Below are 23,302 nucleotides of genomic sequence, written 5' to 3'. Positions count from 1 at the left end.
GTCTCCTATGCGGGCACGCGCCCGTTTGCGTTGTGTTGCGTTGAGTTGACTGCCTCCTCCGGCTGCCCGACTGCCTTGCCAGAACCGCTTCGAGATCCTTATCGTCTGCCACGCTGCAGGAAGGCTACCGCGATGATCGCCACGCCCTGCACGGCCGCGTTCAGATACACGCTGATGATGCTCGTGAGATTGAGGATATTGGCGATCACCGAGAGCAGCACCGCGCCGACCACGGTGCCCGCCACGCGCCCTTCCCCGCCCTTGAGCGCGGTGCCGCCGACCACCACGGCGGCGATCGCCTCCAGCTCCCACAGCAGGCCCGTGGTCGGCGTGGCCGAACCGAGGCGCGGGACATAGAGCACGGTCGCCACGCCCACGCACACGCCCAGCAGCACATACGTCGCACACTTCACGCGATCGACGCGTATCGCCGCATAGCGCGCGACCTGCTCGTTCGAGCCGATCGCCTGCACGTGGCGCCCGAACGCCGTGCGGTTGAGAATCAGCGCGCCGCCCGCCGCCGTGAACGCGAACACCCACACGGGCACGGGAATGCCGAAGAGACTCGCGTAATACACGGGGCCGTAGAGATCGACGAGCGGGTTCTGCAGCGTGAGCGCGCCGCCGTCGGCGAGCCAGGTGAGCACCGAGCGGAAGATGCCGAGCGTGCCGAGCGTCACGATGAAAGGCTCGATGCGCCCGCGCGTGATGAGCAGGCCATGCGCGAGCCCGAACGCCGCGCCCAGCACGAGCGCGATCGCCATGCCGATCGCCACGATGGCGAGCGGCGCCAGCGTATGGGCATCGGCAAGCGTGTTCATGGTCCAGATCATCACGCCCGCGATCAGCGCGGCCATGGATCCAACCGAAAGATCGATGCCACCCGAGATGATTACGAACGTCATGCCCACGGAAATGATGCCGATGAACGACGTGCGCGTGAGCACGTTGAGCAGGTTGCCGGCGGTCGCGAAGTCGCGGTTGAGCAGCGTGCCGAGCACGCACAGCGCGATCAGGCCGATGAGCGGCCCGACGCCCGCCAGCCGGTGCACGAGGCGAGCCGCGGCCGCGCGTGCGCGGCGGCCTTCGGAGGCGGCGTCAGTGGGTGCCGGTTGCATGGGCGATCAGCTCCTCTTCGTTCAGATGTTCGCGCCCGAGCGTGGCGACGAGCCGGCCCGCGCGCATCACCGCCACGCGATGCGCGAGCCCGATCAGCTCGATGAGCTCCGACGAGATCACGACGACCGCGCGCCCCGAGGCCGCGAGCCGCTGGATCAGGAAATAGATGTCGCGCTTCGCGCCCACGTCGACGCCGCGCGTGGGCTCGTCGAGCACGATCACGCGCGGGTCGGGCTGCAGGAACTTGGCGAGCGCGAGCTTTTGCTGGTTGCCGCCCGAGAGCATGCGCGCGCGGCTATCGAGGTCACCCGTACGGATGCCGAAATCGCGCACCGCCTTTTCGAGCGCGCGGCGGCCCGCCTTGAGGTCGAGCAGCGGGTGCCCGTAACGCTCGAGTGTCATGAGCGTGAGGTTGTCCTGCAGCGTGAGGTTCATGTGCAGGCCGCGTCCTTTTCTGTCTTCGCTCAGGTACGTGAGGCCATGGCGCATCGCGTCACGAGGGTGGTGCAGCGTGACCGGGCGCCCGTCGATCTCGATCTCGCCCGCCTGCTTCTCGCGCAGGCCCATGATGGCCTCGAACGCCTCGCTGCGCCCCGCGCCCACGAGCCCCGCGAAGCCGAGAATCTCGCCCGCGCGGACCTCGAAGCTCAAACCGTCGACCCAGCCCGGCACGATGAGGTTCTTCACGCGCAGCGCCACGGGCGCATCGTCGGGCACCCCGCCTTTCTCCGGGAACATGTCCGAAACATCGCGGCCCACCATCAGGTTTGCCATCTGCTGGCGCGCGAGCCCTGCCGTCGCGCTCGCGGCGACGAAGCGGCCGTCGCGCATCACGACCACGTCGTCGGTGATTTTCTCGACCTCGTCGAGCTTGTGCGAGATGTAGACGAGCGTCGTGCCGCCCGCGCGCAGCTTCGTCATCAGCGCGAAGAGGCGCGCCGTTTCGGCAGGCGTGAGCGTGGCCGTGGGCTCGTCCATGATGAGCAGGCGCGCGTGCCGCGAGAGCGCCTTGGCGATTTCGACGAGCTGCTTTTCCGCGACGATCAGGTCGCGCACCTTCGTGTCCGGATCGCGCGCGAGGCCCACCTGGGCCAGCAGTTCGAGCGCTTCGCGGCGCATGGCGGTATCGTCGACGAGCCAGCCTTTGCGCTTCTCGTGGCCGAGGAAGATGTTCTGCGCGATCGTGAGATGCTCGGCGAGGTTGAATTCCTGGTGGATCAGCACGATGCCCGCCGCCTCGGCCTCGCGCGAGCCTTCGAAGCGGCGCGGCACGCCATCCACCACGAGCTCGCCGGCGCTCGCGTGCTCGTAGCCCGCGAGAATCTTCACGAGCGTGGATTTGCCCGCGCCGTTCTCGCCCAGCAGCCCGTGAATGCGCCCCGGCGCAAGCTCGAAGCTCACGCCGTGCAGCACGCGCACGGGACCGAAGTCCTTGCGGATGTCGTTGAACTTCACGGCGACGCTCATGAGCGTGCGCTCCTCCTGATGTGTTGGCCGAAGTTGCCGCCAGGCGCTGGCAACGGGGCCATGCAACGCAACTGCAACGGGTTCAGGCGCTCTCTCGCACCACCAGCCGATGCGGCAACAGCACGCCTGGCACGCTCGCGCGCGGATCGGCGAAGCGCCGCAGCAACAGGCGCGCGGCCGTCTCGCCCAGCTCCCGCATGGGCTGTGCGATGGTCGTGAGCGGCGGGTCGATCTGCGCGGCGAGCGCGATGTCGTCGAAGCCCACCACGGCGACGTCGTGCGGCACGCGCCGCCTCACACCGCGCAAGCCGTTGACCACGCCCACCGCGAGCGTGTCCGACACCGCGAAGATCGCATCGGGCGCCTCGCCCGCCGGCAACTGCATGAGCGCGGCGGCGGCCCGCGCGCCGGCGTCGTAGTCGAGGCAGTTCACGTTCACGCGCCAGGCGTCGCGCGCCGCGATGCCCGCCTCGGCAAGCGCGTCGCGCCAGCCGTCGCGGCGCTGCTGCGCGTAGAGGTAGTGCTCGTCGGAGTTGATGAGCGCGACGCGTCGCCGCCCCCGCGCGATCAGATGCCGCACCGCGTCGTGCGCGGCCCGGTAGTTGTCGATCCCGACGTAGGGCACGCCGACGTCCGGGTCGAACTCGCAGCACGCCACCCACGGCAGCGCCGTCGCTTCGGCCGCGAGCGCGTGCTGCACCGTGGCCGGGTCGAGGCAGATCGCGCCGTCCGCACGATGGCGGCGCAGCAGGTCGAAGTAGCTGCGCTCGCGCCCCGCGTCGGCGCCCGTGTCGCACAGCAGCAGGAAGAACCCGTGCTGACGCGCGACGCTGTCGATGCCGCGCACGATCTCGGCATAGAACGGGTTGCCGAAGTCCGGCACCATCGTCAGCAGCAGGCGGCTTTCGGCGGTGCGCAGGTTGCGCGCGAGTTCGTTTACCCGATAGCCGCTCGATTCGATCTCGGCGAGCACGCGCTCGCGGGTCGCCGCGCGCACGTTCGTATGCCCGTTGAGCACGCGCGAGACCGTCGCGACCGAAACACCCGCGCGCTCGGCAACCGCCGCGATCGAGCCGCCGCGCGCGGCTTCAGCGCGTGCGGCCTCGGCGCGTGCGGCGGGACCGGCGGCTTCGGGCTGGGGCTGCGGCGATCGAGGCGAGCGTGCGGACATGAACGAAGGCAATCCTGGTCGATGAACACCGGTGCGCCGGCCGCGAGGCGAGCCGTTCGGCCGCCCCCCGATGTAATCGATTACATTTTTGGTACGAGAACCACAAAACCGCAAGGCGCACGAGGCCAGGACAAACACCGATCCGTCAATGTCCCGTTACAGCCACCTGCTGCCGGCGGCGCGGCCAGGCCAGAAGCCGGTTTGCTACAATTCTGCGGTTGCCCGGCGCCCTTTTTGCCGGGCTCGACACGAACCGAACCCGACCACAACGCCGAGTCACCATGAACATCGAACAAGCGCGTTTCAACATGATCGAACAGCAGATTCGCCCCTGGGAAGTGCTGGACCAGGACGTGCTGAACCTGCTTGCGATCGTCAAGCGTGAGCATTTCGTCCCCGAGGCCTATACCGCCCTCGCGTTCGCCGACCTCGAAGTGCCGCTGCCGAACGGCCAGCACATGCTGGCGCCGCGCGTCGAAGCGCGCGTGCTGCAGGAACTCGCGGTGAAGAAGCACGAAAGCGTGCTCGAAATCGGCGCGGGCTCCGGCTACATGGCGGCGTTGCTCGCGCACCGGGCCCAGAAGGTGCTGACCGTGGAGATCGACCCGGAACTCGCCGAGTTCGCGCGCGAGAACTTCGTGAAGAACGGCGTGCTGAACGCCGAAGTCGCGCTCGGCGACGGCGCGCGCGGCTGGGCCGCGAATGCGCCCTACGACGTGATCTGCGTCTCGGGCGGCCTGCCGGTCGTGCCGCAGGAACTGCTCGAGCAGCTCAAGGTGGGCGGGCGCCTGGCCGCCTTCGTGGGCGGCGCGCCGGTCATGGAAGCGCAGATCATCACGCGCATCGACGAAAAGCAGTACCGCATTGCCGGCGTATTCGAGACCTACGTCGAACCGCTGCAGAACGCCGTGCATCCGCCGCGCTTCAAGTTCTGACGCGCCGCCAACCTGTCGCATCGCCGGGCGCGCTTTTGAGGAATTTCCGGGCTGCCCGGCCTTTTACCCGATCGAGTGTTCCATGCAGAATCTGACCGCCCCCGCCCTCGCCGAATGGCTCGCCGACACCTCGCGCGAGACCCCCGTCCTGCTCGACGTGCGCGAGCCTTGGGAAATCGAAACCGCGAAGATCGCGGGCAGCACGTCGATCCCCATGCGCGACATTCCCGCGCGTAGCGAGGAGCTGGACGACGAAGCGCCGATCGTCTGCATTTGCCACCACGGCGCGCGCAGCGCCCAGGTCGCGATGTTCCTCGAGTCGCGCGGCCACACCAAGGTGTTCAACCTGCAAGGCGGCATCGACGCGTGGTCGCGCCAGGTCGATCCGAAGGTGCCGACGTACTGAGCACCTCACACCACGGCGGCATGAACCGCCCAGTGCATCAGCTAAAAAGGGGCGTGGCCGGGAGCCGCGCCCTTTGTCATTTCTGGGCCGTTCGCTTCAGTCCACGCCAGAAAACCGTTCTATAAAGTACGCGCACGCCATGCACAACGTTGCAGCGTGCCCGGCCGCACGGTCGTTTCACTGCATGCATGCCCGCACTGAGACGATGCAGCGCGCCCGAACATGCATCCCGCTGCACCACGATCGCCCGCCTGCCACGTTGCCCCCGATGCGCGCCGCATGACCGCCTCCCTTGTGGGGCAAGCCTCGCGCCCGATCTTCGCCCTGGCACAACGCTTGCAGAAGCCTCCTCGCAAGACTGGCCACACAAATCGGGCGGCGCGCAAGACAAGAAACAACCACGCGCCACGGCCCATGACTCTTTCACCGACAAGGGGCAAATAAATGAAACGTCGCAGTCTGTTGAAACTCGGGACGATGTCGGGCGCACTCGCGGTTGCCGCTCGCGTGCCGTTCGCGCACGCGGACGCCGGCAGCGGCCCGATCAAGGTGGGCATCCTGCACTCGCTCTCGGGCACGATGGCCATTTCGGAGACCTCACTGAAAGACACCGCCTTGATGACGATTGCCGACATCAACAAGAACGGCGGCGTAATGGGGCGTCAGATCCAGCCCGTGGTGGTCGATCCGGCGTCGAACTGGCCGCTCTTCGCCGAGAAGGCGCGCCAGCTCCTCACCCAGGACAAGGTCGCGTGCGTGTTCGGCTGCTGGACCTCGGTGTCGCGCAAGTCGGTGCTGCCGGTCTTCGAGGAGCTCAATGGTCTGCTCTACTACCCCGTGCAATATGAAGGGGAAGAGATGTCGCGCAACGTGTTCTACACGGGCGCCGCGCCCAACCAGCAGGCCATTCCCGCCGTGGAATACCTGATGAGCGCCGAAGGCGGCGGCGCGAAACGCTTCTTCCTGCTCGGCACCGACTATGTGTACCCGCGCACGACCAACAAGATCCTGCGTGCGTTCCTGCACTCCAAGGGCGTGAAGGACAGCGATATTCAGGAGGTCTACACGCCGTTCGGCCATAGCGACTATCAGACCATCGTCGCGAACATCAAGACCTTCTCGCAGGGCGGCAAGACCACCGTCATTTCGACCATCAACGGCGACTCGAACGTGCCCTTTTACAAGGAGCTGGGCAATCAGGGCATCAAGGCCACCGAGGTGCCCGTCGTGGCATTTTCCGTGGGCGAGGAAGAGCTGCGCGGCATCGACACCAAGCCGCTAGTGGGCCACCTCGCGGCGTGGAATTACTTCATGTCGGTGAAGGGGGCGCAGAACACGAAGTTCAAGGACCAGTTCGAGGCGTGGGTGAAGGCGAACAACCTGCCCGGCGGCAGCAAACGCGTGACCAACGACCCGATGGAAGCGACCTTCGTCGGCATCCACATGTGGAAGCAGGCCGTCGAAAAGGCGAAGAGCACCGACGTCGACAAGGTGCGCGTGGCGATGATCGGCCAGGCGGTCGCGGCACCCTCGGGGTTCACGCTCACGATGGACGGCAACCATCATCTGCACAAGCCGGTGATGATCGGCGAGATTCGCGGCGACGGCCAGTTCAACGTGGTGTGGAAGACCAGGACGGCGATCCGCGCGCAGCCGTGGAGCCCGTTCATCGCCGGCAACGAAGGCAAGCCGGATGTGGTCACGTCGAACCCGCTGCCCGCCTTCCTGCGCCGCTCGCGCGTGGCCTGACGTGCCTGTGACTTGCTCGTGACGCGCTTTTGACGCGCTTTTGAGGCGCTGGTGAGCTGATACGCCACGCGCGCCGGACAGGACGCGCGTGCCTGCGCGATCTGCCAACGGCTTGCAGCGCAGCGGTTACGCTGCGCTGCAAGCCGCATCGAAAAGAACCCATCATGGCTCTCTCTCTTCCGAGGTACGCGCGCGCGGGCTTGCACCACGCACTCGCCGCGGCGGCGCTCTTCGCAGCGCTCAGCACCTGCGCGCACGCGCTCGATGCCGCCGATGTCGCGCCGCTCGGCGGCGACGACTTCGATGCGAAATCCGCCGCCATCGACAAGCTCATCGCCACGCACGACGCCGCCTCGCTCGCGCTGCTCAAGGCGCTCGCCCAAGACAACGTGAGCGCGACCGACTCGGGCGAAGTGCTCGTGCTGGAGGGCGCGGATGGACAAAGCGCACACGACGCCGTGACGGGCCAGGGCGTCGCCGCCGGCGTCGCTTCGAGCGCGCAGCCCATCACGCTGAATAACCTGCTGCGCTCGAAGGTGGCGGGCGCCGTATCGGGCCTGCAGCTCGACTCGCCCAATGTCGCCACGCGGCGCGACGCCATCGCCGCGCTCCTCAAGAATCCCGACCCGGCCATGAAGCCGATGATCGACGCCGCGCGCGCGAAGGAAACCGACCCTGCGCTCAAACGGCGGCTCGATACGCTCTGGGCCATGACCGCACTGCACGACCCGAATGCGGCGACGCGCCTCGAAGCCGCGAAGCTCGTCGCCGCGCGCCACGATCTCGACATGTACGAACTGCTGCGGCCGCTCGTCGCGAAGAGCGCGAGCGGCGCGTACAACGAACCCGATGCGGAGGTTCGCGCGGCAGCACAGCAGGGCATCGACGCGCTCGACGCCATCCAGCGGCGCAGCGAAATCGCCGGCACGCTGTTCGCGGGCATCTCGCTCGGCAGCGTGCTGCTGCTCGCGGCGCTCGGCCTCGCCATCACCTATGGCCTCATCGGCGTCATCAACATGGCGCACGGCGAGTTCCTCATGATCGGTGCGTACGCAACGTATGTCGTGCAAACGCTCGTGCAGCGCTACGCGCCAGGCGCCTTCGACTGGTATCCGCTCTTCGCGATCCCCGCTTCGTTCATCGCCGCCGCGCTCGTGGGCGCGGTCATCGAGCGGCTCGTGATCCGCCATCTGTACGGTCGCCCGCTCGAAACGCTCCTCACCACGTTCGGCATCAGCCTCATCCTCATTCAGGCCACGCGCATGATCTTCGGTGCGCAAAACGTGCAGGTCGAAAATCCCTCGTGGATGAGCGGCGGCGTGACTGTCATGCCCAGCCTCATCCTGCCGTACAACCGCCTTGCGATCCTCGCGTTCTCGCTGATCGTCGTGGGCATAGCGTGGACCGTGCTCGCGAAAACGCGCCTTGGCCTGTTCGTGCGCGCCGTCACGCAGAACCGCCGCATGGCCGCGTGCGTGGGCGTGCGCACCGCCCGCGTCGATGCGTGGGCCTTCGCGTTCGGCGCCGGCGTGGCGGGACTGGGCGGCTGCGCGCTTTCGCAGATCGGCAACGTCGGGCCCGACCTCGGCCAGAGCTACATCATCGATTCGTTCATGGCCGTGGTGCTGGGCGGGGTCGGGCAGATCGCGGGCACCGTGGTCGGCGGCTTCGGGCTCGGGCTCGTCTCCAAGGCCATCGAGCCGTTCTGGGGTGCCGTGCTCGCGAAAATCGCCGTGCTCGTGCTGATCGTGCTCTTCATCCAGAAGCGTCCGCAGGGCCTGTTCGCCCTCAAGGGCCGCAGCGCGGAGGCATGACATGACCAGCGCCACTTCCACTTCGCCGCACCGCACGCCAGGCGCCCCCCCTATCGACCGCGCCGAGACGTTCGCACTCGGCTTGCCCGCGCGCCCGGCGCTGCTCTCGCCGCGCGCGTGGCTCGCGCTCATCGCGCTGATCGTCCTGATCGGCGCAGGCGTGCCGCTTTGCGCGCTGGTGCTGCCGCAATCGAGCGCACTGCACCTCTCCGCCTACGCGCTGACGCTCGCCGGCAAGCTCATGTGCTACGCCATCGCCGCGCTCGCGCTCGATCTCGTGTGGGGCTACTGCGGCATCCTCAGCCTCGGCCACGGCCTCTTCTTCGCGCTGGGCGGCTACGCCATCGGCATGTACCTCATGCGCGAGATCGGCCACGACGGCAAGTACGGCAGCGACCTGCCCGACTTCATGGTGTTTCTCGACTGGCATGCGCTGCCCTGGTACTGGCAAGGCACCGAGCAACTCTGGTACGCACTCCTGCTCGTCGTGCTCGCGCCCGCCGTGGTCGCCTGGGTGTTCGGCTTCTTCACGTTCCGCTCGCGCGTGAAAGGCGTGTACCTGTCGATCATCACGCAGGCCATGACGTTCGCGGCGATGCTGCTCTTCTATCGCAATGAAACCGGCTTCGGCGGCAACAACGGTTTCACCGACTTCAAGCGCATCGCGGGCATGCCGATCACGCATCCGGGCACGCGCACCGTGCTGTTCCTGCTCACGTTCGCCACGCTCGTGCTCGCGTTCCTCGCCGCGCGCGCCATCGTGACCTCGAAGCTCGGGCGCGTGGTGAGCGCCGTGCGCGACGGCGAAACGCGCCTGATGTTCCTCGGCTACAGCCCGCTTGGCTACAAACTGTTCGTGTGGACGGTCTCGGCCGTCCTGTGCGGCATTGCGGGCGCGCTCTACGTGCCGCAGGTCGGCATCATCAACCCGAGCGAGATGTCGCCGGGCAACTCGATCGAAATGGCGATCTGGGTGGCCGTGGGCGGACGCGGCACGCTCATCGGACCGATCATCGGCGCGTTTGCGGTGAATGGGGCGAAGAGCTTTTTCACCGCGTATTTCGCCGAGTACTGGCTGTTCTTCCTCGGCCTCATGTTCGTGCTCGTGCCGCTCCTTCTGCCCAACGGCATCATGGGCCTCATCGAACTCGTCCGGAACCGGATCATCGCGCGGAGCGAACGCCCATGAACGGACACTATGTGCTCAACGACCCGCTCAACCACAATCCCTTCGACGACGCCCTCCAGCACGACGAACTCGCGCTCTCCGGCGTAGCCGACCTGGGCCACGTGGTCGAGCCCGGCGTGATCGACACTTCGCACGGCACGATCCTCTATCTGGAAGACGTGAGCGTGAGCTTCGACGGCTTTCGCGCGCTCAACCAGCTCTCCCTCACCATCGACGCGGGCGAGCTGCGCTGCGTGATCGGCCCGAACGGCGCGGGCAAGACCACGATGATGGACGTCATCACCGGCAAGACCGCGCCCGACTCGGGCAAGGTGTTCCTCGGCCAGACGCTCGATCTCACGCGTATGAACGAGCCGACAATCGCGCGCGCGGGCATTGGCCGCAAGTTCCAGAAGCCCACGGTGTTCGAGCAGCACCCCGTGTGGGAGAACCTCGAGCTTGCGATGAAGGCCGACAAAGGATGGTTCGCGACGCTGCGCGCGCGCCTGGGCCGCGAGGCGCAGGCGAAGATCGAGGAAACGCTCGAGGTGATCCGTCTGGAGAGCGACGCGCGCCGTCTTGCGGGCGAGCTTTCGCACGGCCAGAAGCAGCGGCTCGAAATCGGCATGCTGCTCATGCAGAAGCCGCAACTGCTGCTGCTCGACGAGCCCGCCGCCGGCATGACCGACGAAGAAACCATGGCACTCGCCACCCTGCTCAACCGCCTGCGCGGCAGCTGCTCGATGATGGTGGTCGAGCACGACATGGAATTCGTCGCGGCGCTCGCCGGCGAAACCGGCCGCGTGACGGTGATGGCCGAAGGCCGCGTGCTCGCGCACGGCACGCTCGAAGACGTGAAGCGCGACGAAGCGGTGATCGAATCGTATCTGGGCCGCTAGGTCCGCCTCGCCACATTATCAGCCATGCTAACCATTGAATCGCTGAACCAGTACTACGGCGGCAGCCACATCCTGCGCAACGTCTCGATGACGGTGCCCGAGGGCGAACTCACCGTGCTGCTGGGCCGCAACGGCGTGGGCAAGACGACGCTGCTGCGCTGCCTCATGGGCGTCGTGCCGACGAAGAGCGGCTCGATCGCGTGGCGCGGCGATGCGCTCGCGAAGCTGCCCACCTATGCGCGCGTGGCACACGGTCTCGCTTACGTGCCGCAAGGGCGAGATATTTTTCCACGCCTGACCGTAGAAGAGAATCTGCTGGTAGGCGCGGCAAGCAAGAAGCGCATGCCCTCCGGCGTGCCCGCGCATATCTACGAACTCTTTCCCGTGCTCAGGGAAATGAAGGCGCGGCGCGGCGGCGACCTGTCGGGCGGTCAGCAGCAGCAGCTCGCCATCGGCCGCGCGCTGATGAGCGATCCTTCGCTGCTGATTCTCGATGAACCCACCGAAGGCATTCAGCCTTCGATCATCCAGGACATCGGGCGCACGCTGCGGCGGTTGGTCGAAGACATGCAGTTGACGGTGCTGCTCGTCGAGCAGTATTACGACTTCGCCAAGGCCATTGCCGACCGCTACTGGGTGATGAGCCGTGGCGAAATCGTGGCGGGCGGCGCGGGCGCGACCATGGATGCGGATGGTGTGCGGGAGTTGATTGCAGTTTGAAGCCTCAAAGCATCGACCTCCCGATACATAGGGCGTGCGCACTGACGCTCTATGGGCTGCCGAGCAGCCCGAACACCGCGACGCCGTTTTGCGTTCCGACGTAGACCTTGCCGTTCGCAATCATCGGCGTGATGAACTTGTTGCCCGCGCCGAACTGATCGCGCGCGTTGGCCGCCTGGTTGCTGTTATACAGTTCATGCGCGAGGTTCGTCGCATCATAGGCGTACAGCCCGGCAGTATTGCCGTTTTGCGCCACCCACACGATCCCGTTCACCGTGCCGTTTGCCGAGACGCTCGGTGTGGCACCCGGATAGTCGAAAGTCTCCGGCGACTGGCTCGTCGGCGCGTTCGACAACTTCGCGCCGCTCACGCTGAATGCCTTGATGCTGTCGCCCACCGCGCCGAAATAGACCGTGTTGTTGAAGTACGCAGGCATGCCGAACACAGCCCCCGTGAGTTGCCCGTTGATCTGCTGGTAGACGTTGTTCGTGCTTGCGCTGAACTTGCCCATCGAGTCCCGGTTGACGGCGTAGATGTTTGTGTCCTTCCCCGCGCCTAACGCGAGGTGATGGACGACGCCATTCGAATCGGTCAAATCCGGCAGCACGAGCGCGCCGCCCGAGCCAAGATCCTCGTCCGCGTCCGATTCGGCGACGGTGTTCGACACGCTGAAGTAGTCCGAGACCGTCAGCCCATTGGTCGCGCCAAGCTTCAGGAATGCATTGCCGTAGTCGCCAAGTGACGGAAACCCGTTTGCGGTGAGCGTCGTGTCGAAGGTGCCGTTCGCATCGAGAAGATAGATCGACTGGCCGTCCGATGCCATGCCCGCGCCGCTCATCCAGATGGAGCCCTCCACGCCGTTCGGCGTGAGGCTCAGCACGCTTGTCCGCATGAGCGTGTCTGCACTGTAGGCGATCACCCAGCCGTTATAGGGCGCGATGTCGCAGTGCGAGGTCCAGGCGGTAAAGATCGTGCCGTTTAGCTCGAGCAGCGATTGACGCTCCGCGTACTGTTTCGGATCGAACGCGACCAGCCCGCCCGAACTGTTCGGTCCGTTCCCGGGATACGAGGCGGTGATTTCAGTGGGGCCGCCGAACAACTCGGCACCCGTCGTAATGTTAAGCGCATGGATGCGCTGGTGATAGCCACTCGTTGCATCCTTCGACATACTGACGACATAGATCGCCCCGCGCGTGCGATCGATGACCGGCGTCGACGTAATGCCAATTTGCGGTGAAATCTGGCTGCAGCCACGGTCATCGCTGGGCGTCTCGTTCTTGCCGAGCGTCGAGACGGCCCAGAGCACGGCGCCCGTGTCCGCGTCGAACGCGTAGAGGCTTGCATTTTCGGTCGCGACATACAGCACATTGTGAGTACCGCCCGCAATCGAGACCTGTGACAGATAGAGCGGCTGCGCGTCGACCTTGCCGTCGACGGTGTAAAACCCGATCTTCCCGAACTTCGCTGCGTTCACGTTGGCAGGAGTGAGTGTCGTCTCGGCAAGCTGCTGGCCAGTACGTGCGATGTCGTTGTGGTAGGTCACCACACTTGCGGTCATCCCGGCCGGCGCGCTGGGCGGACTGCTGGGGGGACTGCTGGACGTGCTGCCAGGCGTACCGCTGGGCGGCATGTTCGAACCGGAATCTGAGCCGCCACCGCCGCCGCTGCAACTGGCGAAGAAAATGGCGATCATCAGCACGCCGGTGCGCCACATGAAACGGGGCTGCTTCATTTGCGTTTCCCCTGTGATTGGCCATTGACCGCATCACCGGTCGCCATTCCATTCCCACTGCCAAACTCACCCGCCGGAGTATGGCGGCCCGTGCCGCCCGCTCCGATCCAGGTCAGGCGCACGTGTCGGCGTGCGTGCTATCCTCCACGCCATTCCACGCCTTCTTCCCCACCGCCCGAGCATGTCGCTTCACGCCGATCACACCGCACTCACCAACACCACGTTTCGCAGCACCGCGCATCAGGAATGGGCGGCGAAACTCGAACTGGGTTTCGAGCGCAAAGGGGAGCGCACGACGCTCGCGCATCGCCTGCACGTGGGGCCGTTGCGCGTGCAACGACCGCTCTACCCCGAAGGCGACGCGATCTGCCACGCGGTGATCGTGCATCCGCCCGCGGGCATCGCGGGGGGCGACCGGCTCGATATCGACGTGAACGTGGGCGACGGCGCCCACGCGGTACTCACCACGCCGGGCGCGACCAAGTGGTACAAGTCCAACGGCCGCGTGGCGCGCCAGCGCATCAACGTGCGCGTGGGCGCGGGCGCGAAGCTCGACTGGCTGCCACAGAACAACCTCGTGTTCGACCACGCGCACGCGGAACTCGAATTCGCGCTCGCGCTCGGCGCGGGCGCGACGGCCATCGGCTGGGACGCGACGCAACTGGGCCGCCAGGCCGCGGGCGAGCGCTGGTCCGCGGGCATGGTGCGCGCGCTCACGCGCGTGACGCGCACCGCATCCGAACCACAAGACGACAACGCGTTGCTCTGGCTCGAACGCGCACTCATCGACGCCGCCGACCCGTTGCGCGACGCGCCGCAAGGGCTCGCGGGCTACCCCGCCTTCGGCGTGCTGTGGGCCATCGGCCCTGCATGCAACGAAGCGCTCGCACAAGATCTCGCGGCCATCCTGCCGTTCGACGACGCGCTGCGCTCGGGCGCGAGCTGCATCGCGCCCGGCGTGCTGCTCGTGCGGGTGATCGCACGTTCGATGGAGCCGCTGCAGCACACGCTCGCCCAATGCTGGACGGCGCTGCGCCCGTTCGTGCATGGCGTGAAGGCCACGCCGCTGCGGTTGTGGACGACCTGAACGCCCATCACACGCACCAGGCCCGTGCGCATGCGCGCATCGCCGCACCATTTCGCAACGCAGCAACGCCGGCATGGTGCGAAAGCGCGCCGGAAATGGTGCATCCATGCTGGCCCCCTTCATTGGCACATACCTTGCTGAGAGCTTGCATCGATGCGCGCGCCGCGTGCGAAATAGCAAGCTCCGCGTAACCTCGCTCCCGTAAGCTGGATCGGCGCGCATCGCGCATGCCCAACCTCGACCCAGAACGATGAAGCTCACGCCACGCGAGAAAGACAAGCTCCTGATCTTCACCGCCGCGCTGCTCGCCGAAAGGCGCCGCGCACGCGGCCTCAAGCTCAACTACCCCGAAGCGGTCGCCTTCATCAGCGCCGCGCTGATGGAGGCGGCCCGCGACGGCAAGACCGTCGCCGAGGTCATGCATTACGGCACCACGCTGCTCACGCGCGAGGACGTGATGGAAGGCGTGCCCGAGATGATCCCCGACATACAGGTCGAAGCGACCTTCCCGGACGGCACCAAGCTCGTCACCGTCCACCACCCGATCCCTTGAGTCGACAGGAGCCAACCATGATCCCCGGCGAAATGCTGATCGACGACGGCGAAATCGAACTCAACGCGGGCCGCGAAACCGTCACCGTGACGGTCGCGAACACGGGAGACCGCCCCGTGCAGATCGGCTCGCACTTCCACTTCTACGAGGTCAACGCGGCGCTGTCGTTCGATCGCGAAGCCGCACGCGGCTTTCGCCTGAACATTGCGGCGGGCACGGCCGTGCGCTTCGAGCCAGGGCAAGAGCGCACGGTCGAGCTCGTCGCGCTTGCGGGGGAGCGCGCCGTCTACGGCTTCAACGGCAAGGTGATGGGCCCGCTCTGAGCGCGGCGATCGCATTCAAGCGCATTCAAGCGAATTCATCAGGAATCGGACATGACATTGAAGATCGGCCGCCGCGCCTATGCGGAGATGTTCGGCCCCACGACCGGCGACCGCGTGCGCCTCGCCGACACCGAGCTCATCATCGAGATCGAGCGCGACTACACGGTCTACGGCGACGAGGTCAAATTCGGCGGCGGCAAGGTCATACGCGACGGCATGGGCCAGTCGCAGCGCCTGCACGCCGAAGTGGCCGACACCGTCGTCACGAACGCCGTGATCGTCGACCACTGGGGCATCGTCAAGGCCGATATCGGCATCAAGGACGGCCGTGTCTGGAAGATCGGCAAGGCGGGCAACCCCGACGTGCAGCCGGGCGTGACGATTCCCATTGGCGCCGCGACGGAAGTGATCGCGGGCGAAGGCCAGATCGTGACGGCCGGCGGCATCGACACACACATCCACTTCATCAGCCCGCAGCAGATCGACGAGGCGCTCGCCTCGGGCGTGACGACCATGCTGGGCGGCGGCACCGGCCCCGCCACGGGCACCAACGCCACGACCTGCACGCCCGGCCCGTGGCACATGGAGCGCATGTTGCAGGCCGCCGACGGCTGGCCGATCAACCTCGGCTTTCTCGGCAAGGGCAACGTGAGCTTGCCCGCGCCCGCCGAAGAGCAGATCGCGGCGGGCGCGATCGGCCTGAAGCTCCACGAGGACTGGGGCTCGACGCCGGCGGCCATCGACAACTGCCTCAGCGTTGCGGACGCAACGGACACCCAGGTCGCCATTCACACCGACACGCTCAACGAATCGGGCTTCGTGGAAGCGACCGTGGACGCGTTCAAGGGCCGCACGATCCACACGTACCACACGGAAGGCGCAGGCGGCGGCCACGCCCCCGACATCATCAAGGTGTGCGGCGAGGCGAACGTGCTGCCCTCCTCGACGAACCCCACGCGCCCGTACACGATCAACACGCTCGACGAACACCTCGACATGCTGATGGTGTGCCATCACCTCGACCCGTCGATTGCCGAAGACATCGCGTTCGCCGAGTCGCGCATTCGCCGCGAGACCATCGCGGCGGAGGATATCCTCCACGATCTCGGCGCGCTGTCGATGCTCTCTTCGGATTCCCAAGCGATGGGCCGGGTGGGCGAAGTCATCATCCGCACGTGGCAGACCGCGCACAAGATGAAGGTGCAGCGCGGCGCGCTGCCCGAGGACGGGGGCACCAACGGGGGTGCCAACAGCACGCGCAACGACAACTTCCGCGTGAAGCGCTACATTGCGAAGTACACGATCAATCCCGCGCTCACGCACGGCATTGCGCACGAAGTGGGTTCGATCGAGCCGGGCAAATGGGCCGATCTCGTGTTCTGGGAGCCGGCCTTCTTCGGCATCAAGCCCTCGCTCATTCTCAAGGGCGGCATGATCGCGCTCGCGCAGATGGGCGACCCGAACGCCTCGATTCCCACGCCGCAGCCCGTGCACTATCGGGAGATGTTCGCCACGCGCGGCCGGGCGCTCGCACAAACGTCGCTCACCTTCGTCTCGCAGCTTTCGCTCGACAAGGGCATTACCGAGCGCTATGGCCTGCAAAAGCGCGTGGTGGCGGTGCGCAATTGCCGCAGCGTGACGAAGGCCGACATGATTCATAACGCGTGGCAGCCGTCGATCAGCGTCGATCCCGAAACGTATCAGGTGCTCGCCGACGGCCAGCTGCTCACGTGCGAGCCGGCCACGGTGCTGCCGATGGCGCAGCGTTACTTCCTGTTCTAAGGCTTTGGCATGCGCACGATCGACAAACGACTCAACGCGAAACTTGCACCGGTGCTGATCAATCGAGCGCCCACGCTCACGCTCCCGTACGACGCGCGCTGCAAGAGCCGCTTCGCGGCCACGCTCGATACGGGCGAGGAAGTGGGCGTGGTCCTGCCGCGCGGCACGGTGCTGCGCGACGGCGACTTGCTCGTGGCCGACGATGGCGGCCTCGTGCGCGTGATCGCGGCGGCCGAAAGCGTGCTGCGCGTACGCGCGAGCGACCGCCTCACGCTCACGCGCGCGGCGTATCACCTCGGCAACCGCCATACGCCGGTGGAAGTGGGCGCGGAAGAACTCAAGCTCGAAGCGGACCCCGTGCTCGAAGACATGCTCAAGCGCCTGGGCGCCCAGGTCGAACGCGTGCAGTTGCCGTTCCAGCCGGAATCGGGTGCGTACGGAGGCGGTCACCGCCACGGCCACGACGAGACCTTCGCCGACGACTACGCGCTCGCGCAACGCGTGTACGACGAGCATCACGGCCACGCGCATTCGCACGATCACGCGCACGACCATGATTGCGGACACGACCACGGTCATTGCGACGGCCACGCGCACGACCACAGCCATGAACATCGCTGAGCTCACCGCCCTGCTGCATCTCGCGTCGCCGGCGCTGCCCATCGGCGCGTTCAGCTACTCGCAGGGGCTCGAAGCGGCAATCGAAGCGCAGCTCGTCACGAACGCCGATCAAGCCGCGCGCTGGATCGCAGGCGGTCTCGCGAGCGTGCTCGCAAGCGGCGAGTTGCCCTTCGTCGCCCACCAGATCGAACGCTGGCAAAACCATGACGCCCGAGCGCTGATCGAGGCGAACGAGGAATTCGTCGCGAGCCGCGAATCGGCGGAGCTGCGGCGTGAGACATCGCAGATGGGCTGGTCGCTGCGCCAGCTCTGCGCGCAGCTCGAATGGGGCGACGCGCCGCGGCGCGCCACGCTCGAACGCATGACGCCCGTCGCGCAGCCCACGGCCTTCGCGTTCGCCGCCTGGGCCCACGAGGCCGGGCCCGACGCCGCGCTCGCCGCCTACGCGTTCAGCTGGATCGAGAACCAGACGGCCGCCGCGCTCAAGGCGGTCCCGCTCGGCCAGCTCGCGGGCCAGCGCATCATCGTCGCGCTGCGCCCGGAGATCGAAAAAGCCGTGGCGCGTGCGCTCGTCACGCCGCCCGAGGCGCTCAATACGTTCGCACCGCAGCTCGGCATCCTCAGCGCGCGCCACGAATCGCAGTACTCGCGGCTCTTCCGCTCCTGAAACCGCACGTCATTTCGCATCTCATTTGGCAAGTCACACACGAACCATGAATTCGCACGCACCCAGCAAACGATCGAAGAAACTGCCGCCGCTGCGCGTCGGCGTGGGCGGTCCGGTCGGCTCCGGCAAGACCACGCTGCTCGAAATGCTCTGCAAGGCCATGCGCGAGCGCTACGACCTCGTCGCCATCACCAACGACATCTACACGAAGGAAGACCAGCGCCTCTTGACCGTCGCGGGCGCGCTCCCCGCCGAGCGCATCATGGGCGTGGAGACGGGCGGCTGCCCGCACACGGCGATTCGCGAGGACGCCTCGATCAACCTCGAAGCCGTCGACCAGATGCTCGCGCGCTTTCCCGATGCCGATATCGTCTTCATCGAATCGGGCGGCGACAATCTCGCGGCCACCTTCAGCCCCGAGCTTTCGGACCTCACGATCTACGTGATCGACGTGGCGGGCGGCGAAAAGATTCCGCGCAAGGGCGGCCCCGGCATCACGAAGTCGGACCTGCTCGTCATCAACAAGACCGACCTCGCGCCGCTCGTGGGCGCCAACCTCGACGTCATGGCGTCCGATGCAAAAAAGATGCGCGGCGAGCGGCCCTTCGTGATGTGCAACCTGAAGGCGCTCGAGGGCCTCGATCAGGTGATCGCCTTCATCGAAAAGAAAGGATTGCTCACGAGTGCATGAAGCACTTCAACGGCAGGCGCCGCGCTCGTAGAGCGACCAGTCCTCCACCGACTTGACGAGCCTCACGTCGCATTCATCGTTATCGAATAGATGCGCGGGCAACGGTTTCGTGTGGCGCACGAAGAAGTAGCGATACAGACGAGCGTCGAGCTTGTGCCAGTCGAACCCACCGGGCTCGGCCATCAAGGGCCCGGGCCGCACTGGCGGAATACGGTCGGGTTTGAAACGCACGACATCGGGCAGGAAGAACGCGAAGTTGAAATCCACGAAGCCCTTGCTCTCCGCCTGGTACCAGTGCGCGTAGGTGTGATACGTCCACCGGTTGTGGATGATATTGCTCTCGGGCGAATAGATGAGAGCGAGCGCACGCTGACCCGGCTCCGCGCGCTCGAGCAGCGTCTCGAACGGTGCGTTCTCGATGGCGAATCGATACTCGCGCACGGCGAGGGTGCCGAAGTAGCCCCAGCAAAGCAGCACGAGCAGCGCCTCGGTCAGCCAGATGCGCGGCGATCTCGCCTCGCGTGCGCGCGCCGTATCGGCGGCGCGGAACAGCAGCACGTATGCCGGGAACAGAAACACCGCAAAGCGCTGATATAGCGCGGAAATGCCCAGCCCTTCCTCCGGCGCCGCGAACCACACGGCGAGTATCACGATCATGGGCAGCCATGCATGGAGATCGCGGCGATTGAGGTTCGCGCCCATGAGCCAGGGCGCCGCCAGCATGAACGCCGCTCCGAGCATGAAGTACCAGTCTTTCGTCTCCGTTGCGAGCGTATAGAGCAGAAAATTGTACGCACGATGCCATCCGTAGGGGCCCGTCCAGTCCCACACCGCGAGCTTCTCGGCGGCGCCTGGATCGTGCGGGATCACAAGCGCATTGCGATTGACGAACCACAGGTACCCGACGATCAGCACGCCTAGCAGCACATAGGGAAGCAGGGCTCTCGCAATCGCGCCGGCGCGGCGCATGCGGCATGGCAGGAACGCAGCGCCGACCGTGCATGCGAACAAAAACACGAGTCCGTGCGCAAAAAACAGCATGACGCCAGCGGCGAATATGCCGAGCGCGCGGCTTAGCGTGGGTGCAACGGCATAGCGATGCGCGAGAAGCACGAAGAAGAGGCCCAGCGGCACGGCCACGATATACGGGTAGAAGCCGTATTGCCAGGCGTAGCCGAAAAAGCACGGCATGAGAAGCCAGTCGAGCCGCTCGTCGGCCCTGAAAGTTTTGCGCAGCGCCACGCCCGCCGTCACGAAGCCGAAGTACGCGAACATCATGATCAACTTCATGGCAACGAGCACCGGCATCACGAACGACAACGCTAATGCAGTGGCATGCGGCAGCAGATAGGGCGTGAACCAGTTGACCCACACGATATCGGCCCATGGCGAGGCGCCCGTCACGAGATCATGCAGCAGCGCAATCTGAGCCACGTGCTGCGGGATATCTCCCATCGGCGGCCGCGGAGCCACCCAGAACAGCGCGCCGCCAGAGAGCGTCGTCGCAACAAGCAGAATCAGCCTCAGGCGAGCAGCGCCGCTGGCTGCACGGCTCACGCCAAGCGGCGGGTTAAGGGCGGTGTTCATGTGCAATCAGCCTCCGGTCCGGCCGGTCAGTTCGAAGGATCGAAACGGTTGTTCAGCCACGCGTCACGTCGGGCGAGCAACCCAGGCGTTTGACGGGAAATGCCGTGATCGATGAAAGGTAAAATTAATATTCGAGTGAGTATGTTCGGGGGACCACGCTCCTGCGGGAGCGCAAATCCGCGGTAACGTCCAGAGGAACGATCCCTCGCAAGCGTTCGGCGCGCACGCAGTCGACGTTCGCACGCGCGCAACGGTCCGGCACTGAATAATCAAAGGAGGAACGGCCGCCCCAACGAGCCGTCGCTCGGCTGGGTGCGGCCGGGCTTGGGCCCGAGCGACCGGGCGCCGACTAGATCAAGGTGGTGAGCACGTCCACCGTGCGCGCCGTCGCGCCGCGGTGGCGCGAGGCAAATGCTGCTGCGGCCGCGCCCATGGCGACCCGGCGCGGCTTGTCGTTGAAGAGTTCGCGCAACGCGCGCGCGAGGTCTGCAGGATCCTGGACCTGCAGGGCCGCGCCTGCGGCCGTCGCGTCGGCGGTGGCCTGCGTGAAGTTGAACACGTGCGGCCCGATCAATACCGGCACGCCCACGGCACACGCTTCGATGAGATTCTGGCCGCCGAGCGGCAACAGACTGCCGCCGATGAACGCGAGATCGGCGGCGGCGTAGTAAGCCCCCATCTCCCCCATCGAATCGCCGAGCAAGACGCTCACGTCCCTTGGCAGCGGCCGCACGCCCTCATGTCCGGACGCCGCCGCAGCAGCCGCCGCCGGCGCCCAGCGGGACCGCCGTTCGAGCTTCAGGGTCTTGCGCGCCACGAGCGCGGCCACTTCGTCGAAGCGCTGCGGGTGACGCGGAACCAGAATCAGCAGCGCGTCCGGTACATCGAGTGCCGCAAAAGCCTGCAACACGAGTTCCTCTTCGCCTTCGCGCGTGCTCGCCGCGACCCACACCGGCCGCTCGCCGATCGCGCGGCGCCAGTCGCGGCCGCGCGCGATGAGCGCGGGCGGGCTCGCCATGTCGAACTTGAGGTTGCCTAGCACGACCACGTTGCGCGCGCCGAGCGCGGTCAGCCGCTCTGCATCGGAGGGACTTTGCGCGAGCACGCGCGTAAAGCCGCCGAACACCTCGCGCGCGCCGGCGCCAAATTTCGCCGCACGCTTGAACGAGCGCGCAGACATACGCGCGTTCGTGAGCACGAGCGGCACATCGGCGTGCTTGCATTCGTCGATGAGCGTCGGCCACACCTCGGTCTCCATGACGAGGCCGAGCGACGGGCGCCACGCGTGCAGGAAACGCCGCACCGTGTGCGGCATGTCATACGGAAGGTAGCAGCGCAGCACGCGCTCGCCGAACAGCTCAATGCCCGCGGCGCGGCCGCCCGGCGTCATGTGTGTGAGCAGGATGCGCGCGTCCGGGCGCGCCGCCAGCAGCGCGTCGACGAGCGGCTGCGCCGCACGCGTCTCGCCCACCGAGACGGCATGGACCCAGACGAGCGGCGCATCGTCCTCGGGCAGGCGCCCTGCCGAATAGCCGAACCGCTCGCCGATATGCTCGCGATAGCCGCGCTCGCGGCGCGAGCGGATGAAGAGCCGCAGCACCGCGAGCGGTGCGATGAGCCACCAGGCCGCGCGATAGATCGCCCTCAGCATCGGGCCTCCGCGGCGGCCGGGGTGACAAGAAACGCCGCGGCCGTGCGGCAGCAAACGATGCTCATGGGCAGGCTCACGCGCGGGTGCGGGCTCAAACCAGTTCCTTGCCCTTCAGGCGCTCGAGAATGCCGAGCGGCGCCCATTGCGGATGCACCATGTCCTTCACCGGCAGGAAGAAGGTCTGCTCCATCATGAACTGGCCGGACATCACGGCATGCGACGTGTGATCGGAGAAGCACACCCACACGCTGCCCGGCGGAAAGCCGATGGTCTCCTGCGGACTCGTTTTCTGGTAGTCCAGATCGGCCTTCATGCTGTCGTGAAGATTGAGCATCAGATGGTCATACTCGCTGCGCGGCGACTTCGTGATGTGCAGCAGGTTCTGCAGCCACGCCGAGCCTGGAAGCTGCGGCTTGATGCTGGGCAGGAAGCGCCTCGCCATATCCTCGAACGGCTCGCCCACGCGCCACACGCGCGGCACGCCGTTGGGGTTGACGTTGGTGAACACGCGCAGGATGCGCTCGCCGTAGTTCGGGCGCGACGGAAACGCATCGACGTGCAGACGCGAATCGTCCTTGCGCCACGAGGTCTGGCGCGTTTCCACCTGATGCAGGCGCAGGCTCGTGGGCGCCACGCGCAGCTTGCCGGTGTACTCGGGAAAGAGGCCGTCCACCAGCGTGCGCGCGCACGCCTGATAACGCGCGATCAATGCGCGCACGGCCGACTGCGTGACCGCGTCGCCGAGCACGCCGTGCAGCGCGCCGCCGTTCGGGTCGAGGCTGATGTTCTTGCGCTTGGGGTCGGCGATCGCGGGGTCGAGCAGCGCGCGCTCGCCGCCTTCGATCGCAAAGGCAAGGTGCGGAAAGTACAGCACCTTGCCCTGCTCGACGGCATCGAGCAACGTCTCGCGCGGCTGCGAGAGTTGCTGGCCTTGCCAGTTGGCGGAAGTGATTTCGATGATCTGGGATTCGTTCATTGTCGCCCCTGGACGCGATGGATCTGATTGCCTGCCCGACTTGTACCGTGCGCGTTTCGTGCGTTGCGGTGTGTTGGCGTCATGACACGCCACTGCGGCGGCCACGCGGCGCATGCCGGGCAGGCGCTGGCGCGCGTTCGCGCGCGCCGACTCTTATACCCGCTGCCCCCATGATCCGCCTTGA

Annotated in this window: 21 protein-coding genes; 14 read left to right on the top strand and 7 right to left on the bottom strand. The window is 66.4% G+C overall.

Features of this window, described 5'->3' with window-relative positions; all coding sequences use genetic code 11:
- Nucleotides 1-98: 98 nt before the first annotated feature.
- The 3 genes from VSR34_RS16500 to VSR34_RS16490 all read right to left on the bottom strand — a co-directional run bounded on the left by VSR34_RS16500 (nucleotide 99) and on the right by VSR34_RS16490 (nucleotide 3,757).
- Nucleotides 99-1,118 (bottom strand): ABC transporter permease, encoded by a 1,020-nt coding sequence (locus VSR34_RS16500; protein WP_342962959.1) that lies wholly within the window; start codon nucleotides 1,116-1,118, stop codon nucleotides 99-101.
- The gene (locus VSR34_RS16495) at nucleotides 1,099-2,586 is read right to left on the bottom strand and encodes a sugar ABC transporter ATP-binding protein (protein ID WP_342962958.1); all 1,488 of its coding nucleotides are present in this window, start codon (nucleotides 2,584-2,586) and stop codon (nucleotides 1,099-1,101) included. The genes VSR34_RS16500 and VSR34_RS16495 overlap by 20 nt, the downstream gene beginning before the upstream one ends.
- An 82-nt stretch (nucleotides 2,587-2,668) precedes the next feature.
- Entirely contained in the window at nucleotides 2,669-3,757 is a 1,089-nt protein-coding gene (locus tag VSR34_RS16490; protein ID WP_342962957.1) for a LacI family DNA-binding transcriptional regulator, read from the bottom strand.
- A gap of 281 nt (nucleotides 3,758-4,038) precedes the next feature.
- Between VSR34_RS16490 and VSR34_RS16485 the strand changes: the two genes are divergently transcribed.
- From VSR34_RS16485 to urtE, 7 genes are all read left to right on the top strand, one after another.
- Complete coding sequence (locus VSR34_RS16485; protein WP_342962956.1) at nucleotides 4,039-4,692, top strand: protein-L-isoaspartate O-methyltransferase; 654 nt, start codon at nucleotides 4,039-4,041, stop codon at nucleotides 4,690-4,692.
- A gap of 82 nt (nucleotides 4,693-4,774) precedes the next feature.
- Complete coding sequence (locus VSR34_RS16480) at nucleotides 4,775-5,098, top strand: rhodanese-like domain-containing protein (protein ID WP_028210592.1); 324 nt, start codon at nucleotides 4,775-4,777, stop codon at nucleotides 5,096-5,098.
- A gap of 444 nt (nucleotides 5,099-5,542) precedes the next feature.
- Entirely contained in the window at nucleotides 5,543-6,847 is a 1,305-nt protein-coding gene (urtA, locus tag VSR34_RS16475; RefSeq protein ID WP_028230553.1) for an urea ABC transporter substrate-binding protein, read from the top strand.
- 164 nt (nucleotides 6,848-7,011) lie between these two features.
- The gene (gene urtB / locus VSR34_RS16470) at nucleotides 7,012-8,661 is read left to right on the top strand and encodes an urea ABC transporter permease subunit UrtB (protein ID WP_042289043.1); all 1,650 of its coding nucleotides are present in this window, start codon (nucleotides 7,012-7,014) and stop codon (nucleotides 8,659-8,661) included.
- Between the two features lies 1 nt (nucleotide 8,662).
- Complete coding sequence (gene urtC, locus VSR34_RS16465) at nucleotides 8,663-9,850, top strand: urea ABC transporter permease subunit UrtC (RefSeq protein ID WP_342962955.1); 1,188 nt, start codon at nucleotides 8,663-8,665, stop codon at nucleotides 9,848-9,850.
- Complete coding sequence (gene urtD, locus VSR34_RS16460) at nucleotides 9,847-10,728, top strand: urea ABC transporter ATP-binding protein UrtD (protein WP_028210596.1); 882 nt, start codon at nucleotides 9,847-9,849, stop codon at nucleotides 10,726-10,728. The genes urtC and urtD overlap by 4 nt, the downstream gene beginning before the upstream one ends.
- Before the next feature lie 24 nt (nucleotides 10,729-10,752).
- Complete coding sequence (gene urtE / locus VSR34_RS16455; protein ID WP_342962954.1) at nucleotides 10,753-11,448, top strand: urea ABC transporter ATP-binding subunit UrtE; 696 nt, start codon at nucleotides 10,753-10,755, stop codon at nucleotides 11,446-11,448.
- A gap of 49 nt (nucleotides 11,449-11,497) precedes the next feature.
- Here the strand turns inward: urtE and VSR34_RS16450 are convergent, their stop codons facing one another.
- Nucleotides 11,498-13,180 carry a PQQ-binding-like beta-propeller repeat protein gene (locus VSR34_RS16450; RefSeq protein WP_342962953.1) on the bottom strand — a complete coding sequence of 561 codons (1,683 nt, stop codon included), beginning with the start codon at nucleotides 13,178-13,180 and terminating at the stop codon, nucleotides 11,498-11,500.
- Nucleotides 13,181-13,361: 181 nt separating this feature from the next.
- Between VSR34_RS16450 and VSR34_RS16445 the strand changes: the two genes are divergently transcribed.
- The 7 genes from VSR34_RS16445 (at nucleotide 13,362) to ureG (ending at nucleotide 18,904) form a co-directional block, all read left to right on the top strand.
- Nucleotides 13,362-14,267, top strand: coding sequence for an urease accessory protein UreD (locus VSR34_RS16445; protein WP_342962952.1), 906 nt, complete (start codon nucleotides 13,362-13,364; stop codon nucleotides 14,265-14,267).
- 250 nt (nucleotides 14,268-14,517) lie between these two features.
- Nucleotides 14,518-14,820: an urease subunit gamma gene (gene ureA / locus VSR34_RS16440; protein ID WP_028214299.1), complete on the top strand. Its 303-nt coding sequence runs from the start codon at nucleotides 14,518-14,520 to the stop codon at nucleotides 14,818-14,820.
- A 17-nt stretch (nucleotides 14,821-14,837) separates the two neighbouring features.
- Entirely contained in the window at nucleotides 14,838-15,143 is a 306-nt protein-coding gene (locus tag VSR34_RS16435) for an urease subunit beta (protein ID WP_028214300.1), read from the top strand.
- 51 nt (nucleotides 15,144-15,194) lie between these two features.
- Entirely contained in the window at nucleotides 15,195-16,925 is a 1,731-nt protein-coding gene (ureC, locus tag VSR34_RS16430) for an urease subunit alpha (RefSeq protein ID WP_342962951.1), read from the top strand.
- A gap of 9 nt (nucleotides 16,926-16,934) precedes the next feature.
- Nucleotides 16,935-17,546, top strand: a complete 612-nt coding sequence (ureE, locus tag VSR34_RS16425; RefSeq protein WP_342962950.1) for an urease accessory protein UreE — start codon at nucleotides 16,935-16,937, stop codon at nucleotides 17,544-17,546.
- On the top strand, nucleotides 17,533-18,213 hold the full coding sequence (locus VSR34_RS16420) for an urease accessory protein UreF (protein ID WP_342962949.1): 681 nt from the start codon (nucleotides 17,533-17,535) through the stop codon (nucleotides 18,211-18,213). The genes ureE and VSR34_RS16420 overlap by 14 nt, the downstream gene beginning before the upstream one ends.
- 46 nt (nucleotides 18,214-18,259) lie before the next feature.
- A complete protein-coding gene (gene ureG, locus VSR34_RS16415; protein ID WP_342962948.1) occupies nucleotides 18,260-18,904 on the top strand; it encodes an urease accessory protein UreG in 645 nt (214 codons plus the stop codon).
- A 6-nt stretch (nucleotides 18,905-18,910) separates the two neighbouring features.
- Here the strand turns inward: ureG and VSR34_RS16410 are convergent, their stop codons facing one another.
- From VSR34_RS16410 to VSR34_RS16400, 3 genes are all read right to left on the bottom strand, one after another.
- On the bottom strand, nucleotides 18,911-20,491 hold the full coding sequence (locus VSR34_RS16410) for a hypothetical protein (RefSeq protein WP_342962947.1): 1,581 nt from the start codon (nucleotides 20,489-20,491) through the stop codon (nucleotides 18,911-18,913).
- A gap of 349 nt (nucleotides 20,492-20,840) precedes the next feature.
- Complete coding sequence (gene waaA, locus VSR34_RS16405; RefSeq protein ID WP_342962946.1) at nucleotides 20,841-22,142, bottom strand: lipid IV(A) 3-deoxy-D-manno-octulosonic acid transferase; 1,302 nt, start codon at nucleotides 22,140-22,142, stop codon at nucleotides 20,841-20,843.
- 91 nt (nucleotides 22,143-22,233) lie between these two features.
- Nucleotides 22,234-23,118, bottom strand: coding sequence for a Kdo hydroxylase family protein (locus tag VSR34_RS16400; RefSeq protein WP_342962945.1), 885 nt, complete (start codon nucleotides 23,116-23,118; stop codon nucleotides 22,234-22,236).
- Nucleotides 23,119-23,302: the final 184 nt, after the last annotated feature.

The sequence above is a fragment of the Paraburkholderia sp. JHI2823 genome (genome assembly GCF_038900695.1).
GTDB lineage: Bacteria > Pseudomonadota > Gammaproteobacteria > Burkholderiales > Burkholderiaceae > Paraburkholderia > Paraburkholderia mimosarum.
Note: the sequence above shows the minus strand (reverse complement) of the source record. Positions and strands in the feature narration are given on the sequence as shown.

What these genes read in the sequence shown, in the direction of transcription:
- VSR34_RS16420 (WP_342962949.1), top strand. Translation starts at nt 17,533, where the DNA reads ATGAACATCGCTGAGCTCACCGCCCTGCTGCATCTCGCGTCGCCGGCG.
- waaA (WP_342962946.1), bottom strand. Translation starts at nt 22,142, where the DNA reads ATGCTGAGGGCGATCTATCGCGCGGCCTGGTGGCTCATCGCACCGCTC.
- VSR34_RS16400 (WP_342962945.1), bottom strand. Translation starts at nt 23,118, where the DNA reads ATGAACGAATCCCAGATCATCGAAATCACTTCCGCCAACTGGCAAGGC.
- ureC (WP_342962951.1), top strand. Translation starts at nt 15,195, where the DNA reads ATGACATTGAAGATCGGCCGCCGCGCCTATGCGGAGATGTTCGGCCCC.
- VSR34_RS16410 (WP_342962947.1), bottom strand. Translation starts at nt 20,491, where the DNA reads ATGAACACCGCCCTTAACCCGCCGCTTGGCGTGAGCCGTGCAGCCAGC.
- VSR34_RS16435 (WP_028214300.1), top strand. Translation starts at nt 14,838, where the DNA reads ATGATCCCCGGCGAAATGCTGATCGACGACGGCGAAATCGAACTCAAC.
- urtB (WP_042289043.1), top strand. Translation starts at nt 7,012, where the DNA reads ATGGCTCTCTCTCTTCCGAGGTACGCGCGCGCGGGCTTGCACCACGCA.
- VSR34_RS16495 (WP_342962958.1), bottom strand. Translation starts at nt 2,586, where the DNA reads ATGAGCGTCGCCGTGAAGTTCAACGACATCCGCAAGGACTTCGGTCCC.
- ureA (WP_028214299.1), top strand. Translation starts at nt 14,518, where the DNA reads ATGAAGCTCACGCCACGCGAGAAAGACAAGCTCCTGATCTTCACCGCC.
- urtC (WP_342962955.1), top strand. Translation starts at nt 8,663, where the DNA reads ATGACCAGCGCCACTTCCACTTCGCCGCACCGCACGCCAGGCGCCCCC.
- urtE (WP_342962954.1), top strand. Translation starts at nt 10,753, where the DNA reads ATGCTAACCATTGAATCGCTGAACCAGTACTACGGCGGCAGCCACATC.
- VSR34_RS16485 (WP_342962956.1), top strand. Translation starts at nt 4,039, where the DNA reads ATGAACATCGAACAAGCGCGTTTCAACATGATCGAACAGCAGATTCGC.
- VSR34_RS16450 (WP_342962953.1), bottom strand. Translation starts at nt 13,180, where the DNA reads ATGAAGCAGCCCCGTTTCATGTGGCGCACCGGCGTGCTGATGATCGCC.
- ureE (WP_342962950.1), top strand. Translation starts at nt 16,935, where the DNA reads ATGCGCACGATCGACAAACGACTCAACGCGAAACTTGCACCGGTGCTG.
- VSR34_RS16445 (WP_342962952.1), top strand. Translation starts at nt 13,362, where the DNA reads ATGTCGCTTCACGCCGATCACACCGCACTCACCAACACCACGTTTCGC.
- urtA (WP_028230553.1), top strand. Translation starts at nt 5,543, where the DNA reads ATGAAACGTCGCAGTCTGTTGAAACTCGGGACGATGTCGGGCGCACTC.
- ureG (WP_342962948.1), top strand. Translation starts at nt 18,260, where the DNA reads ATGAATTCGCACGCACCCAGCAAACGATCGAAGAAACTGCCGCCGCTG.
- VSR34_RS16490 (WP_342962957.1), bottom strand. Translation starts at nt 3,757, where the DNA reads ATGTCCGCACGCTCGCCTCGATCGCCGCAGCCCCAGCCCGAAGCCGCC.
- urtD (WP_028210596.1), top strand. Translation starts at nt 9,847, where the DNA reads ATGAACGGACACTATGTGCTCAACGACCCGCTCAACCACAATCCCTTC.
- VSR34_RS16480 (WP_028210592.1), top strand. Translation starts at nt 4,775, where the DNA reads ATGCAGAATCTGACCGCCCCCGCCCTCGCCGAATGGCTCGCCGACACC.
- VSR34_RS16500 (WP_342962959.1), bottom strand. Translation starts at nt 1,118, where the DNA reads ATGCAACCGGCACCCACTGACGCCGCCTCCGAAGGCCGCCGCGCACGC.